General features: G+C 41.3%; 14 protein-coding genes. 5 read left to right on the top strand and 9 right to left on the bottom strand.

Annotation, left to right across the window (positions count from 1 at the left end; translation table 11 throughout):
- Nucleotides 1–170: 170 nt before the first annotated feature.
- The 4 genes from NOS7107_RS28775 to cofG all read right to left on the bottom strand — a co-directional run bounded on the left by NOS7107_RS28775 (nt 171) and on the right by cofG (nt 5,700).
- Nucleotides 171–1,124, bottom strand: coding sequence for a PEP-CTERM sorting domain-containing protein (locus NOS7107_RS28775; RefSeq protein ID WP_157374111.1), 954 nt, complete (start codon nt 1,122–1,124; stop codon nt 171–173).
- A gap of 517 nt (nt 1,125–1,641) precedes the next feature.
- Nucleotides 1,642–2,532: a 2OG-Fe(II) oxygenase gene (locus NOS7107_RS22610; protein WP_015115262.1), complete on the bottom strand. Its 891-nt coding sequence runs from the start codon at nt 2,530–2,532 to the stop codon at nt 1,642–1,644.
- Between the two features lie 358 nt (nt 2,533–2,890).
- A complete protein-coding gene (hflX, locus tag NOS7107_RS22605) occupies nt 2,891–4,627 on the bottom strand; it encodes a GTPase HflX (RefSeq protein WP_044500245.1) in 1,737 nt (578 codons plus the stop codon).
- Nucleotides 4,628–4,737: 110 nt separating this feature from the next.
- Nucleotides 4,738–5,700 (bottom strand): 7,8-didemethyl-8-hydroxy-5-deazariboflavin synthase subunit CofG, encoded by a 963-nt coding sequence (gene cofG / locus NOS7107_RS22600; protein WP_015115260.1) that lies wholly within the window; start codon nt 5,698–5,700, stop codon nt 4,738–4,740.
- A gap of 221 nt (nt 5,701–5,921) precedes the next feature.
- Between cofG and psbA the strand changes: the two genes are divergently transcribed.
- Nucleotides 5,922–7,004, top strand: coding sequence for a photosystem II q(b) protein (gene psbA, locus NOS7107_RS22595; RefSeq protein WP_015112088.1), 1,083 nt, complete (start codon nt 5,922–5,924; stop codon nt 7,002–7,004).
- A gap of 316 nt (nt 7,005–7,320) precedes the next feature.
- On the opposite strand, the gene NOS7107_RS22590 is transcribed toward psbA, so the two are convergent.
- The 3 genes from NOS7107_RS22590 to NOS7107_RS29195 all read right to left on the bottom strand — a co-directional run bounded on the left by NOS7107_RS22590 (nt 7,321) and on the right by NOS7107_RS29195 (nt 9,091).
- Nucleotides 7,321–8,244 (bottom strand): ATP adenylyltransferase, encoded by a 924-nt coding sequence (locus NOS7107_RS22590; RefSeq protein ID WP_015115259.1) that lies wholly within the window; start codon nt 8,242–8,244, stop codon nt 7,321–7,323.
- A 270-nt stretch (nt 8,245–8,514) separates the two neighbouring features.
- The gene (locus NOS7107_RS28105; RefSeq protein ID WP_044500087.1) at nt 8,515–8,904 is read right to left on the bottom strand and encodes a hypothetical protein; all 390 of its coding nucleotides are present in this window, start codon (nt 8,902–8,904) and stop codon (nt 8,515–8,517) included.
- Nucleotides 8,867–9,091, bottom strand: a complete 225-nt coding sequence (locus tag NOS7107_RS29195; RefSeq protein WP_052314763.1) for a hypothetical protein — start codon at nt 9,089–9,091, stop codon at nt 8,867–8,869. The genes NOS7107_RS28105 and NOS7107_RS29195 overlap by 38 nt, the downstream gene beginning before the upstream one ends.
- 652 nt (nt 9,092–9,743) lie before the next feature.
- Between NOS7107_RS29195 and NOS7107_RS22580 the strand changes: the two genes are divergently transcribed.
- Nucleotides 9,744–10,118 (top strand): DUF4870 domain-containing protein, encoded by a 375-nt coding sequence (locus NOS7107_RS22580; RefSeq protein ID WP_015115258.1) that lies wholly within the window; start codon nt 9,744–9,746, stop codon nt 10,116–10,118.
- 61 nt (nt 10,119–10,179) lie between these two features.
- Here the strand turns inward: NOS7107_RS22580 and NOS7107_RS22575 are convergent, their stop codons facing one another.
- Nucleotides 10,180–11,784, bottom strand: coding sequence for a 2-isopropylmalate synthase (locus tag NOS7107_RS22575; RefSeq protein WP_015115257.1), 1,605 nt, complete (start codon nt 11,782–11,784; stop codon nt 10,180–10,182).
- Between the two features lie 84 nt (nt 11,785–11,868).
- On the opposite strand from NOS7107_RS22575, the gene NOS7107_RS22570 reads away from it, so the two are divergent.
- Nucleotides 11,869–12,540: a GntR family transcriptional regulator gene (locus NOS7107_RS22570; protein WP_015115256.1), complete on the top strand. Its 672-nt coding sequence runs from the start codon at nt 11,869–11,871 to the stop codon at nt 12,538–12,540.
- Between the two features lie 175 nt (nt 12,541–12,715).
- Here the strand turns inward: NOS7107_RS22570 and NOS7107_RS22565 are convergent, their stop codons facing one another.
- The gene (locus tag NOS7107_RS22565; protein WP_015115255.1) at nt 12,716–13,261 is read right to left on the bottom strand and encodes a nucleotidyltransferase family protein; all 546 of its coding nucleotides are present in this window, start codon (nt 13,259–13,261) and stop codon (nt 12,716–12,718) included.
- A 369-nt stretch (nt 13,262–13,630) separates the two neighbouring features.
- Between NOS7107_RS22565 and NOS7107_RS28765 the strand changes: the two genes are divergently transcribed.
- A complete protein-coding gene (locus tag NOS7107_RS28765; RefSeq protein WP_157374109.1) occupies nt 13,631–13,900 on the top strand; it encodes a hypothetical protein in 270 nt (89 codons plus the stop codon).
- 423 nt (nt 13,901–14,323) lie between these two features.
- Nucleotides 14,324–14,935 (top strand): hypothetical protein, encoded by a 612-nt coding sequence (locus tag NOS7107_RS22560; RefSeq protein WP_015115254.1) that lies wholly within the window; start codon nt 14,324–14,326, stop codon nt 14,933–14,935.
- Nucleotides 14,936–14,943 lie beyond the last annotated feature (8 nt).

Raw genomic sequence — 14,943 nt, 5'->3', positions numbered from 1 at the left:
CTAAAAAATTTGGGGGCTTGTACCATCCCGAAATTATTGGTCAAAAAAATGGGTTGAGAAGTGGAAATCAACTTCTCAACCCATAGAGAGATAAAACTGTTTCTGGATGAAGATGCAATTTATCGGTTGTTGTATACAACGTCTCTACAGAATTTATGGAGTGCAACTTCTTATAGAGTTGGTATAAGCTTACAAATCATTTTTTTGTTGATTTTCTTCAGCCTGATAGTACTGAGACCGAATAAGCCCAAAGCAGCTAGTGTGCTAGGTTCAGGTACTTTTTTAGGTTGAGGCTGAGAAGTAGTCGGTTGATAGTAAGTTGTGGGAGATGGTGCGGGTGCTGGTGCTGGTGCTGGCGCGGGTGCTGGTGCTGGTGCTGGCGCTGGTGCTGGCGCTGGCGCGGGTGCTGGCGCGGGTGCTGGCGCGGGTGCTGGCGCGGGTGCTGGTGCGGGTGCTGGCGCTGGTGTTATTGCTACTGATTTATTTACAAAAGCTTCACTTCCGCCATCACCAAAGGCTTGAACGTGGAATCCAACACGCAAGGCACTGTTTTTTAGGCTTTTAATGATGTCATCAAATGTGATATCGCATTCTAAATTAAACAGTACACTAACAAATTCGCCAGGATTCACACCCATCTGTGATACTGGTTGATTAGCCACAACTGAAAAATCTGAGTTAAACCGACCTCCAGGAGCATTATTGCTTCCTGGTAGAGTGCCTATTTTGTTGGGTTTTACGAAGTCTACACCGCTACCGCTATCAGTGATTGATGCGATATTTTGTAACAGGCTTGTAGTTTCGTCAAAATAAATTTGGGTGATGGAAGAGGCTTGTTGCCCAAAGTTGTTGAACGTAAATAAAACCTGATCCGATTTACTGCCCTTAGAAACATCTAAAAATAGTTGACTTTCACCTGTTGCGGCATTAACGGCACTATTACCCGTGATATTTTGAAATCCAAAGCGTACTGTAGATGAGGGTGCTGGTGCTGGGGCTGGTAATGGTGTCGGTGCTGGTGCTGGTGATGATTTTGCACTTGCTTGAGGCATTTGCCCAACCATAACTACAGGTAATAATGACAAGCCACAAGTTATATAACCTATTACTTTGTGTGAATTCATTTGAACCACTTCTTTAAAACTCCTTTTTGCTTGTAAAAAGCCTCATGAAACCGCATTGCAGCATAAAATATCCCTTCAAAATAGAGCTTTTAAGTTATGACAAACTAGTTCTATAAATTGCTTGTTAACAGCTAATCTTTTCGCAATTTATTATTTACGACTTTGCTATATCAGTTAGTTTGTATAACCAAAAATTCTATTGTCTAGGAGGGAGTTCAATCTGGGATGCACTTGATAGCAATCTCTGAAACTTTTTTCTCAGTGATTAATAAATATAATTTGCCACAATAAATTATCAGTAGTCTATAGTTTGGCAGTATTTTTATAAGAACTTTAATCTCAGAGGAAAAAAGAATATTTTTTATGTATTTATCTAGATAGTCTGTATTTGTACTTAGAAAATTTATTTAAGTATTTTCATGGACTAGATATTTAATTTTCAAATCTTTCTTTATAAAAAGCAATAAGTGAGGCGAGCGCCTCACTTAAAGATAATTTAATAAAATACACAGTTACCTTAAGATGCTTCTCGGCGTACCCAACCATTGATCGTAAAGCGGCTATCTGCAAAGGCTTTAGAGGGACACTTTACCTGGAGAACCTCGTGCATATATCGGCTGAGGAAAAAGACAATACTGTTATTACGCGGTTCGACAGTTTTAAAAGATTCTGCTTTGATATAAAAGTTATTTTCAACCTTACTGTCGTATATTAATAACTCTCCTCCTGAAAACCGCTTGGGTTCTCGATTGAAGTAATAAACATAAGTTAGTTCTCTTGTAGCAGTGTCTGGACTACCATTATCATTATGAATTTTGTAAAAATTTCCATCATTATGTGATGTCAGTTGGCTTTCAATTTGAGCTATCGGAAATGGGGACATTCCTAATTTACTAATGACATCAGGCATAATATTCTGGATTTTGTTGACTATTAGTTCAGAAAACTCAGGGAATGAGTACAGAACCATTGAGCGACGATAATTATGATCATTGGTAGAAGTACTAGTTGAGACAAAATTTGATTTGTTAGCTAGTACGTACTTTATGAGTCGCTCATGCTCATTAGGTGAGAGAAAATTATCTATTTGTACATAACTAGAATGCAAAATATCATTGGCTACAGGTTGGGTATTTTCAGTTTGCTGTATCCAAAGAGGTGGTTCAGTTACTAAACCAACAAGATTTTCACTGGCAAAAGATAAGGCGGAATGTCCTTCATTGATGGGAATTTGAAATAAACAGTGACTTGCAGATTCTTGTTTATAAGCACGAGCCACGATAGTTGTTAACAGGCTATGTAGTACAGGGTTATCTGGATTCAAATAAACTGTGTACTGATGTCCTCCAGCTAACAGAAGTTGAACTTTGACTTTCTTATTTTCTATTTGTTGAGAATCGGTTGACATAAATTATTAGTGGTTAGAATAGCGATCGCCCGAAAGTGGGCAAAAATTAAAGTAGAAAAGTCATGTTAGGTTTCCTCAAATCTGGGCAAAAACTCGACTTACTTTCTTAATCACAGAACAATAAAAATATCTAGTACAACTTTGTAAAAATTAGCAGACTGTCGAAAATGCTGAAAAAGCTGGGGATATCTGGATTCTTTACTTTGTACTTTTTATACTGATAGCTATTGGTTCTAGCATATTTTCGATCATCCTGTCATTCAGGAAATACCACAGTAATTCAAGATAAAACAATGAAAGCCGTAATTATAAGAACTACGGCATTGTGCATCAAATATTCAAAATTTATTTTCGGTATTTACTTAGGTTCAACAGCGTATGCAATCAACTGGCTAAGACGTAAACGCAAGGTTTCTAAGCCTAAACGTTCACTGGCCGAAATGAACACAGCTAAAGGAAATTCTTCCCGTGCTATGGCTAACGTTTCACTATCTACTTGATCAATTTTGTTAAAGGCCACCAATGCTGGGCCAGGAGTCACAGGCATGGCGGCGAGAATTTCTCGCACTGAGCGAATGTGACTTAACCAAGCAGGATGAGACAAATCCACTAAATGCAATAAAGCATCAGCTTCTGTGACTTCTTCCAAGGTTGCACGGAAAGCATCCATTAAAGATGCGGGTAATTCGTGAATAAACCCCACAGTATCTGTAATCAGAATTTCTTGGGGTTCATTAGTGTCAGCGTGGGGAATGACCAAGCGACGTGTAGTCGGGTCAAGAGTAGCAAATAGCTGGTCAGCAGTGTAGACTTCAGCGTTAGTCAGGGCATTGAGTGAGGTCGATTTACCAGCGTTGGTATAACCAACCAAAGCCACTGAAGGAACTTCTTGATGTTGCCGTCGTTGCCGTAACCGCGAACGATGGGCTTGCAACTGGTCGACTTCTTGTTGCAGTCGAGAAATCCGCCGCTGAATAGCCCGGCGTTCTGTTTCTAGTTTGGTTTCACCAGGGCCACGAGTACCGATACCGCCACCCAAACGTGACATTGCCCGACCTCTACCAGTCAGTCGCGGCAGCATATATCCTAGCTGTGCCAGTTCTACTTGCAATTTACCTGCACGGGACTGGGCGCGTTGGGCAAAGATATCTAGAATGACTTCTGTGCGGTCAACTACCCGGACACCAATTTGCGCTTCTAAGTTGCGGACTTGGGATGGTGACAGGTCACGGTCAAAGACAACAAGATTACATCCTAGGGTTTGGGCAGTTAAGGCGACTTCTTGCACCTTACCTTCACCAATGACTGTCTGGGGATGAATGCGCGATCGCTTTTGTTGTACTGTGTGGAGTACATCACCGCCAGCAGTATCTACCAATCGCCCTAATTCCGCTATGGTGTCGTGGAATTGTTGTGGAGTCAATTGATCTGTCATCACTGCCACAATTAGCACGCGGTCATGATCAGCATCTACTTCCTGGGCGACAAATTCTCGGCGGAATTCTTCTTCTAGCCCTTCCACTAAGTCAATGAAGTCCTGTTCTGCCAGCATATCCAAGCTCATCGGAGGGGAAATGCTAGAGTAAATTGCTGAGTTTTGTGTACCGAGTGCTGAGTTTTGGGCTGCTACTAGTTGTTTAGTATCAGATACTAAATGAGCTAAATAAGCTTCTTTGACATAACCTGTAGCGCCACCACCACGTCGGGTAAATCCTGTGCCAGTAATATTCAACATAACCAACGCGTCTAAGCGTTGCATTGCCATAGCTGTCAGCGCCACCTCATTTGGTGGTTCTGATTTGAGATGGGTGGCAATACAACGTATACCGCTGAGACGTTCTGCACCATAACGGGGCAGTTCTAGCGGTGGGATTTGTGTCTGACGCGGTGTGCCTACCCCAACACGAATCACTTGTCCGCGACGGTTGAGATAGGCACACACTGGTTGATTGATTTCTGTGCTAATGGCAGCCAGACGCTGGGAAAATTCAGGCGTTGTGATGCGATCGCCTGGTATACGCTGGTGGTACAGCCGCTGTAGTTGTTTCAGCTGGCTGGACTTTAAACCTTGCAAATTTCCGAAGATAGTTTCTATAGGCGTTTATGACCAGTTAACTGGCCCCCCGAATCCTTCTATTGTCTATTTTACAACAGTGCTAAAGTTGCACGCTCTGTTTTTTGGGGGGTGCGATATGCAGTCAGCTTTCAGGTTCTATTTCGCCAATGACTCACGGCTTTTTGCAATTCTCCCGACAGCCAACTATCAAATTGCGGATACACAGGTAAACGTGGCATTAATTCCCACCCCACAGGTTGTAAAACTTCTCTCAATTCTTGTGCCTGAATGTGAGGATAATCGGGATTTACTTCGTCTTTTGGCCCTATTCCCCCTAAATCTCTCGCACCTGCTTCAATACAAGCAAGTAACCATTGCTCATCTTTAACTAAATTTGGCGGAATTTGAATTGTAATTTCTGGCGGTAAAATTTGACGGGCTTTGGTAATCACTGCTGGTAACTGATGGGGGTCAAAACCTCGTGCGCCAAAGGTTTGCTGATTTCCTGGACTGTGAGGTTGCAAAATCACTTCTTGAATGTGATGGTAGCGTTGATGAATCTTAGATATGGCTTCTAAGGTTATCCAGCAATCATCCGCAGTTTCGCCAATTCCCAAAAGTAACCCCGTAGTAAAGGGAATTTGTAACTCTCCCGCCCATTGTAATTGATGCAGCCTCAATTCTGGGACTTTACTGGGTGCGTGTTGGTGGACTGTCTTTAATAATGCTGGCGTTAACTGCTCCAACATCAAACCCATTGACACATTTACATTTTTTAACTTTTGCATTTCTGCAAAACTCAGCGGCCCTGCATTTGTGTGGGGTAAAAAACCCATCGCCAAGGCTAATTTACACAAATCATAAATCCGCTGAAACCACCCCGGACGCTGTGGCGAATTGGGGTGTACTTCACCACTGAGGATAAGAATTTCACAGACTTTCTCATTTTGTAGTCGTTTTAAAATATCTTCTGCTGCTGGTAACGTCAGCCAGGTACTTTGACCAGGATCAGTGCGAAAGTTGCAATAGGTGCAACGATTAAAGCACTCGTAGGTTGGAACGATTGTATAGGCAGGGCTATAGGTAACGGCGGAAGAATGGAAAACTGCCATAAGATAAAAGGCTTTGTAGAATTGTAAACAATCAAAACTTCAGAAAAATAATTTGCTCTGTCTCACGAACCCTTTACATAGACTACGTATCAGAGCTTTTTCCAGGCTCAATGAGAAAATAGTTTCTGAAACCCCTTTACAAAAAGCAATAGATACCTTTAAGATATGTAACAACAGGTAAAAACACCTGCAACATTCATAACAGACGCAATCATAAAGACATGACCGCAACCTTACAACAGCGCAAAAGCGCCAACGTATGGGAACAGTTCTGCGAGTGGATCACCAGCACCAACAACCGCCTATACATCGGCTGGTTCGGCGTGCTAATGATCCCAACCTTGCTGGCTGCAACCACCTGCTTCGTAATCGCCTTCATCGCCGCACCCCCAGTAGACATCGATGGTATCCGTGAACCCGTTGCTGGTTCCTTACTATACGGAAACAACATCATCTCTGGTGCAGTAGTACCTTCCTCCAACGCAATTGGCTTGCACTTCTACCCAATTTGGGAAGCAGCATCCTTAGACGAGTGGTTGTACAACGGCGGCCCTTACCAATTGGTAATATTCCACTTCCTAATCGGCGTATTCTGCTACTTAGGACGTGAATGGGAACTATCCTACCGCTTAGGAATGCGTCCTTGGATCTGCCTAGCATTCTCCGCCCCCGTAGCAGCAGCAACAGCAGTATTCTTGATCTACCCAATCGGACAAGGTTCCTTCTCTGATGGTATGCCCTTGGGTATCTCTGGAACCTTCAACTTCATGATCGTGTTCCAAGCAGAACACAACATCTTGATGCACCCCTTCCACATGTTAGGAGTAGCTGGTGTATTCGGTGGTAGCTTGTTCTCTGCAATGCACGGAAGCTTGGTAACTTCCTCCTTAGTTCGTGAAACAACCGAAAACGAATCGCAAAACTACGGTTACAAATTCGGACAAGAAGAAGAAACCTACAACATCGTTGCAGCCCACGGTTACTTCGGTCGCTTGATTTTCCAATACGCGTCCTTCAACAACAGCCGTTCCTTGCACTTCTTCCTAGCTGCATGGCCTGTAATCGGCATCTGGTTCACCGCATTGGGCGTAAGCACAATGGCGTTCAACTTGAACGGTTTCAACTTCAACCAATCAGTGATTGACTCTCAAGGTCGCGTTATCAACACCTGGGCTGATATCATCAACCGCGCTAACTTGGGTATGGAAGTAATGCACGAGCGCAATGCTCACAACTTCCCCTTAGATTTGGCTGCTGGTGATGTTGCTCCTGTTGCTATCTCCGCTCCTGCTATCAACGGTTAATCTTTAGTCTGAGTAGAAAAGTGATAAAAAACGCCCTCCATTGGAGGGCGTTTTTTATTAGAGTTACTGGTTTTATACTCAGCAGCTAAACGCCCAGTTACTGCTCTAAGCGCAGCCATGCCCGCAGGGCTTGACAGCACTTTGCTATATATCAAGTCCGACTAAAAACTTGTCATTACGAGCGAAGCTTAGACAACAGACTGTGATCATGTATCAGAAGCTTTGCATCTAGAACATCTGATAATCTCTGCGGTTGTGAAAGGGGAGAGTGGGCGACAGATTTGGTGAGCAGAGGGAAGCAAGAAGCCATCAATGATTATTGACTGACTATTGACCCTTTTACAGAAACTTCTTTCAGGATGGTCATTGGGCCTGTGTTTTTGATAAGTTGCATTTCTTGCTCATTCCGCACCAGTAAAGCACCAGCAAATCCTAACGAGTTGACAGAAATGGAGTGGAAATGTTCTTGCGATCGCGGTACGATGAACATCCATTTTCTAGTTACAAGCAGATTGTAAGCACCATATGGTTGATGACTATCAACTGCTTCTATCCCAACAGCACTTAATAAATTTTGATATACCTTCAAGATAGACTCAGCATAAGTTAACGGAGATTGAACCCAATTGGGATCTAAATTTGCAAAAGCGTTGACAAAAGGTAATTGCGTTATGCTTCCTACACCATCTTCAAATTCTGCTGATGTTAGTAGTGGTTCAATAGGTGTCTGCACTCCTGAAGTAACCAGTGGTAAAGGTACTATTTGTAAGTGCTTGTGCCGCTGACTAGCGCCTGCGGTTTTACCACTGTTGTAAAAAGCTAAACCATCAAAGTTGGCTAAACATGCTAATAAAGCAGCAAAATCTTCTGGTGTAAGTAGGCTTTCTTGTTCTTCAAATGCACGGGTGATGATTAGTAAGTGATAGTCAACAACATTGAATTTATTCAAGATACAGACATGAGTATGGGAAATATCCGCCACAAATAAATCCTTTTCGTAGGGAAGGAAAGGGTTGAATTCCTTACCATCAAAAGTTTGTTTGTCTTGCTGTTTCTTCGCTGCATCTTTGCGAACAAGGTTAGATAAAATCCGGACTAAAAAGTTAACGCCGTCTTGCTCAACAAATTCAAACTTTGTAGGGATAGACAGCAATGCACCGCATTTTAAAGCATATTCAGTACATTCTTTGACACTTGTCCATAAAGTGCCAGGGTTGAGTAATATTTCTCCCTGTGGCATTGATGAGTTAATTATTTATTTAACATTCATCAGTCTAAATCAGATTCAATACCAAGCTATGGGTAAGTAGGTCGATGTTAAAAATTGTCGTTATGACAAGGCAGAAGGCAGAAGGGAAGAGAGTTTTAGATAACTTTACTTTTCGTTACATAGTTCGGTTTATTTGCACAGTTCTGACTTGAAAATACTTTGCGCTGAAATTAAGCAGAAAAAATGACTGTACAGACTGTGTTTAACAATCCGAACTCAAGTAAAGACAGGTTATTTCAATCAGGCAAGCGTTGGCGACGCAGTTTCTAGCTGAGTCAGTGAAACTTCATATCCTAGTTTTTGCAAACGTTTAACTAAACGTTTTTTTGTCGCCTCTGGCTTTTGTTTATCGAAATAATCACCTCCTAAATCTTGATAAGTCTCCTGACGCAAAATTAAGTAGTAGGCGATTTTTAAAATCGAATGTGCAACAGCGATTATCGCTCTTTTCTTACCGCGTCTGGCGGCAATACGACGATACTGAGCCGCAAGATAACCTTTGGTTCTGGTGGCGGCATGAGCCGCTTGCACAAGTCCAACCCTGAGATTGTTATTACCTTTGCGAATCTTTGAGGAAAGTCGTTCCAAGATATTAAATACTGGCCGCCAATACTCTCCCGTGCTTTCCATCGCTACGTGAGTACATTCCCTTGCCATCAACCAATCTGACAAATGTAGTAAATCGCTCGCTGGTCATTGTTCCAAATGTTTGAATTTCTTTGTGACAACCACCACTCGATTTGGGTGTGATTGCACAAGCCACTACTGTCTTTTTATGGACATCCAGACCTGCACAACGGGAATATACTATTTCCATAACTACCTCACCTGATCTTGGCGACAAGGCACAGTGTCCTGTTGATACCCATGAGTCATAATCTGACTTACGTGCTTTCCTCTTTAACAGGCGCAACAGTTACCGGTTCTTGCGGGTATCTGGTTCTGGCTACTTAACAGGCTTTTACGCACCAAGAACGAACGAACTCTGTAGAACACCATGCTCCTTTTATTATCCCTTTTTCATGCGTTCTGCTGTACGCAGTTCATGACGGCTACTTACTTTTAAAATAGTACTTATATTTAATTAGGACTTACGCACAAGTTACGGAATAACGAACCACAGAGACGCAGAGGACACAGAGGAATGAGAGTTTGAGAGGTTTTTTGCGTAAGTCCTATTAATTTAGGGAAAACAATATATGTGTAAGTGGGTATTAATTAGTAAATATTGGTTTGATTGAGAGTTTGCTGAAAAAAGCCTACCTGAAAAATATTTCAGAATTCAAACCTGATTGCTGAAAAAGCGTAGGTACGGTAAACACTATCATTCATCTCTGATGAGTAGTTGGAGAAGTTAATCAATGGTTAAAAAATAGTCGAGAATTTACGAAGTACGGTAAACTACCATACAAGGCTGAAAAACTACCCATTACAATAAAATATAACAAGTAAATTGAGGAGCCACCAGGATGCAAACTTCATTTGATTCTGATAAGCGCAAACTGTTATCATCTCTGTGTCATGGGGCAATTTTCTTTAGTACAACGTTGTTTTCAATTGGTGTACCTATTATCATTAATATTATTTCGGATGACCCTGTTGTTAAAAGTAGCGCTAAAGAATCAATTAATTTCCACTTCAATGTTTGGTTTTGGGCAACCATAATTGGATTACCAATTGCAGTTTTATCTTGGCTCACTTTTGGTATTGGAGGGATTTTGTTCTTTCCTCTTGTGGCCTTTGGCTTTTTATTGCACTGGGGGCTGACAATTGTGGCACTGCTGCACTGTTTTAACAATCCTGATGAACCGTTCCGTTATCCGTTTATTTTCCGAGTGTTCTAATTTTTATGGGTGTAGATAAAGTTGGTTTGAGAAAAGGGATGATTCACTCATCCCTTTTTTATTAGCTCATCTGCGCTGGGATTTTTTGTGTTTGCAAGTAACGGTAAAGGCGGTTTACCGTGTTGAGATGGGCATAAGCTGCGGCTACGACAATATCAGTGTCGGATGCTTGTCCAGAAAATATGCGATCTTGATATCTCAAGCGGATTGTGACTGTTCCCAACGCATCAATTCCCCCTGTAACAGACTGCACAGAGAACTCTATTAATTGATTGGGAATCTGTACTAAGCGGTTTATCGCCTGATAAACTGCATCTACTGGCCCTGTGCCGACGCTGGCATCTGTGAGGATTTTGCCATCGGGAGTGACAACTGTAATGGTTGCGGTTGGACAAGTACAGTCACCACAAATTACTTGAACGTGTTCGAGTTGAAAGCCACTTTCTACTTGATTTTGGGTTTCATCACGGACGATCGCTTCTAAATCCCAATCAGATATCTCTTTTTTCTTGTCTGCAACTTCTTTAAAGCGGTTAAAGGCTTTGTTCAAGTCGGCTTCACTCAGTTCAAATCCCAATTCTTTCAATCTTGTACGGAAAGCATTTCGTCCAGAGTGTTTGCCTAAAACTATGCGATTTTCTGGCAACCCAATGGATGCTGCTTCCATAATTTCGTAGGTTTGGCGATGCTTGATAATGCCATCTTGATGAATGCCTGATTCATGGGCGAAAGCATTTGCACCAACGATCGCCTTATTCGGCTGAATCAACATTCCAGTTAATTGGGAAACTAAGGCAGAAGTTTTGTAAATCTCCTGGGTTTTGATGTTGGTGAGGGGTGCATCGGAATCTACAGCACGTCCAAAGTAAGGATTGAAGTAATGTTTCCGCACTTGCAAGGCCATAACAATTTCTTCTAATGCGGCATTTCCGGCACGTTCACCAATGCCGTTAATTGTGCATTCTACTTGCCGCACGCCATTTTCAATTGCCGCTAAGGCGTTGGCGGTGGCTAAACCCAAATCATTTTGAGTGTGAATGGAAAGAATTACGCTGTCAATATTCGGCACATTTTTCCGAATTCCCTGAATGAGAATTCCCATTTCTTTGGGTGTGCAGTAACCGACGGTATCAGGAATATTAATTGTCGTGGCACCTGCGGCGATCGCAGTTTCTAATACCTGATATAAAAACTCTGGTTCTGTGCGACTAGCATCCATTGGCGAGAATTCAACATCATCGACAAAGGATTTGGCATAAGCGACCATTTCTTGGGCGATCGCCAACACTTCACTACGGGACTTTTTCAACTGATATTGCAGATGAATATCAGATGTGGAAATCATGGTGTGAATGCGCGGATGGGCAGCAGGTTGTAAGGCTTCGGCGGCGGCTTGAATATCTTTGCGGGTGGCTCTGGCTAAACTGCAAATAATTGGCCCGTCTGGTGTTCCGACTTGTTCAGCGATGGTTTTGACGGCTTGAAAATCTCCCGGACTAGAGACGGCAAAACCCGCTTCAATGACATCTACACCCAGGAGTGCCAGTTGATGAGCGATCGCTAATTTCTCTTCTGCATTTAGGGTTGCACCTGGGGATTGTTCGCCATCCCGCAAGGTGGTATCGAAGATGATAACTCGGTCTGTTGCTTGAGATGCAATGCTCATAACTGTCTCCCGTTTGCTTAAGGGAATTATTTGTAACTTTGAATATTGTATACAATCTTTTTAGAATTGTATACAATATTCAATATGAACCTAAATGATTTAGCAGCTAATATGCTGAAACAACAACGCAGCACCCCCGATTTAATTGCCGATGCCTTGCGGGAAGCAATTCTGCGCGGTATTTTTCAAGAAGGACAATCTCTTAGACAAGATGAAATTGCTACACAATTTGGTGTGAGTCGCATTCCTGTGCGGGAAGCCTTACGTCAATTAGAAGCAGAAGGTTTAGTAACACTGCATTTAAATCGTGGGGCGATGGTATCGGTACTCACAGCCAATGAAGCGCAAGAAATTTGTGAGATTCGCAGTGCTTTAGAAGTGAAAGCCATACAGTTAGCCATACCAAAATTAAGCACAGCAGATTTAGAAAAAGCCGCAATAATTCTCGAAACAACCGATCAAACCACCGATGCAGGTTTGTTAGCGCAACTTAATTGGGAATTTCACGCTACACTTTACGCCAGCGCAGAACGTCCGCGACTATTGGCAATAGTAAAAAACTTACATATAAATTGCGATCGCTATGTGCGTGTGCAGATGGCACAAATGGATTATCAAGAACATTCTCAAAAAGAACACTATCAACTTTTAGATGCGTGCAAACAGCGAGATGCAAAAACTGCTGTGCGGTTACTAAAACGCCACATCGATACCGCAGGGGAACAGTTAGTTAGTTACTTGCAGCAAAAATCTTGAAAGTGATAGTGCTACTTAAAAAGTCATGCAATATTCCCGCAATGATGCCGTAAAAAATAATCAAAATTAATTACTTATTTAGCTAATTACCAAAACTAGAAATAGCAAGTCTAGTTCTCAGTAATTTCTCTTGATAATTCGCCACAATACAAAATTACTCACTCTACGGTTGATATTATCCCGCTTCTGCCAATTTCAGATGGGGACACTTGGCGAGAAATGTTGATGCTTTGTTATGAGCATCTGGGTTATAAATATGTGCGGGTGTTGGTCGAATAATGCCAGCAAACAAATCATCTAATCCGTAAGGTGTAAAAAATTCCCATTCTCCTTGAGAATTTAACCTGACACCGACAGCCGTTGCGGTGTGTAACCAATCTTGGACACCATCTTCTGTACTAGTATAAGGACGCTTGCCAGAACGCCACCAAGCAAAACTGGCTTGATTTTTGACATCAAACTTATAGTTGGGAAATTTTTCTGTGAGGCTGATTTGTGCAGATAGTTCCTGGGAACGACTACCAGTTTCATCAAAAAAGGCAATATCAAAGTCATTAATGACTAAAGCACAGTCTTCGCCAAATAATGCCCGCCAAACGCTGTTACGGACTGCACCCCCAGCTAACCACCAGTTAGGGAGGTTAGTTTGAGCGATCGCAGGTAATACAGTCCCAATAGGTGTGTCAGTTAAAATTATCTGTAAATGAGTATTCGGATTCATCGAGAATTATCAGCTAGAATGTGAAGATATTATGAGTTATCTCTGACACAAAGAAAACTCGCATCTAAATTTTTTGATAATTTTCATAATTACCGAACTGAAGCTGCTGTTATTTGCGGAAACATTGCAATTAATTCAGTAGTTTACTGGATGAAATCAAAATTCTATGTTAGCAATTCACCGTAAATTTCCTGATTACAACTGTGCTAGGCATCAGTGTAGGCTTAAGTTGCCGAATGTTGCTAATTGGCGGGTTAGTTCAATAAAAAAGCAAATCGTTTATTCTTTTTGTGTAAAAAATAAAGTCCCGATTGTGCTAGACTTGACAAAATTACTGACAAATTAGAGTTCTTTAACAAAAACGTGCCAATGCTCCACATCAACCTCAATAAAATTGCGGGTAATCACGTAGAGCAAAGCTCTCTTACTGATAATTACAATCAGTATCATAGGCGATCGCTCGTTGATGAAAAAGTTCTAAAGTTGAGCCTCATATCTAAGCATAATAACAGATTAACTCAACAGTGGTTATCTGCCATCAGGAAGCCAAGCCGAGGCGATCGCTGTGTAAAAATTAGCCATGATTTCAGCAAACAGCATCTACCATCCTCATTGACAACTGTTGCACAATTACACTAGCTTTCTATTTCAGTACACATCTGGAGTTATACAGGTGCAATGAATAAAGTATTAATCACAAATTTTTTAACTGTCTAGCATTTATCAATGCAGAAAAAGCACATTTAATGCTACAAATTTTATGATTAGTAACTTTTGGAGGAGATAAAAGTTGTGATTGAAGCAATTAATTGTGAATTTGTTCAAATTAGAGAAAATAATTGTCGGGAAAAACAAAATATTGAGAAGAGTATAAAAAGTTTGGTATTTTACCCGATATTAAGAGTTGGTTAACTTGTTCTTAATAATTAATAAGAACATGAATATATATCATACTGTTAGTGCATAATTTCTATTATATGAACCATTATTTGTGATAAATTAACATGGTTTTCAGTAAGCAACAACTAAACTTATTTAATAAATAACTCAGGAAATTTACAAATGTCTAGACAGGGTGATCGAGCAGACAACATTCGCAAACTTGTAAATAATAGCGCTGTGAAAAAATTACCTAATATTCAGGCTACCTTAGAATTTTGGCGCATTACCTTCCTGGAATCAGTGCCATTTTTACTGGCTTGCACCGTATTTTTGAGCATTATCAGCTTAAAAAGCCCAATCCTACTTTTTTGTTTATTAATTGGCAGTTTAATTGTTATATCGATACAACAAATTGGACAACAAGTCAATTTACCGCAACACTGGCGCATAGCCCTACAAATATTGGCACCAGTCGTGATTTTAAGTTTATTTTGGTTAGATTACTTCGCCGCCCCAGCACAAGCACAATTTTTTGGGAAAGCCGAAAAGTTTTTCAAAACTAATTTAGTACAAGGCTCAACTACTAATAGTGCTGGGACAGAAACAGCAGTTAGTTTAATATTTAACGTCTTGCGAGGCATTTACTTGCTTTATATTGCAGTTTCGTTGATTGGGGTAATTAACGCAGTGCGAAAAGACGAAGATTGGCAAAGTATTGCCAGAACCCCCTTATTAGTTGTTTTAGCTGTCACAATTGCCGATGTCATGACAGGCTTCGTAATTGGTAATTAATTAATTCT

Source organism: Nostoc sp. PCC 7107, from assembly GCF_000316625.1.
Classification (GTDB): domain Bacteria; phylum Cyanobacteriota; class Cyanobacteriia; order Cyanobacteriales; family Nostocaceae; genus Nostoc_B.
This window is presented reverse-complemented; position numbering and strand designations above follow the sequence as displayed.

What these genes read in the sequence shown, in the direction of transcription:
- NOS7107_RS28775 (WP_157374111.1), bottom strand. Translation starts at nt 1,124, where the DNA reads ATGAATTCACACAAAGTAATAGGTTATATAACTTGTGGCTTGTCATTA.
- NOS7107_RS22610 (WP_015115262.1), bottom strand. Translation starts at nt 2,532, where the DNA reads ATGTCAACCGATTCTCAACAAATAGAAAATAAGAAAGTCAAAGTTCAA.
- cofG (WP_015115260.1), bottom strand. Translation starts at nt 5,700, where the DNA reads ATGGCAGTTTTCCATTCTTCCGCCGTTACCTATAGCCCTGCCTATACA.
- psbA (WP_015112088.1), top strand. Translation starts at nt 5,922, where the DNA reads ATGACCGCAACCTTACAACAGCGCAAAAGCGCCAACGTATGGGAACAG.
- NOS7107_RS22590 (WP_015115259.1), bottom strand. Translation starts at nt 8,244, where the DNA reads ATGCCACAGGGAGAAATATTACTCAACCCTGGCACTTTATGGACAAGT.
- NOS7107_RS28105 (WP_044500087.1), bottom strand. Translation starts at nt 8,904, where the DNA reads ATGGAAAGCACGGGAGAGTATTGGCGGCCAGTATTTAATATCTTGGAA.
- NOS7107_RS29195 (WP_052314763.1), bottom strand. Translation starts at nt 9,091, where the DNA reads ATGGAAATAGTATATTCCCGTTGTGCAGGTCTGGATGTCCATAAAAAG.
- NOS7107_RS22580 (WP_015115258.1), top strand. Translation starts at nt 9,744, where the DNA reads ATGCAAACTTCATTTGATTCTGATAAGCGCAAACTGTTATCATCTCTG.
- NOS7107_RS22575 (WP_015115257.1), bottom strand. Translation starts at nt 11,784, where the DNA reads ATGAGCATTGCATCTCAAGCAACAGACCGAGTTATCATCTTCGATACC.
- NOS7107_RS22570 (WP_015115256.1), top strand. Translation starts at nt 11,869, where the DNA reads ATGAACCTAAATGATTTAGCAGCTAATATGCTGAAACAACAACGCAGC.
- NOS7107_RS22565 (WP_015115255.1), bottom strand. Translation starts at nt 13,261, where the DNA reads ATGAATCCGAATACTCATTTACAGATAATTTTAACTGACACACCTATT.
- NOS7107_RS28765 (WP_157374109.1), top strand. Translation starts at nt 13,631, where the DNA reads ATGCTCCACATCAACCTCAATAAAATTGCGGGTAATCACGTAGAGCAA.
- NOS7107_RS22560 (WP_015115254.1), top strand. Translation starts at nt 14,324, where the DNA reads ATGTCTAGACAGGGTGATCGAGCAGACAACATTCGCAAACTTGTAAAT.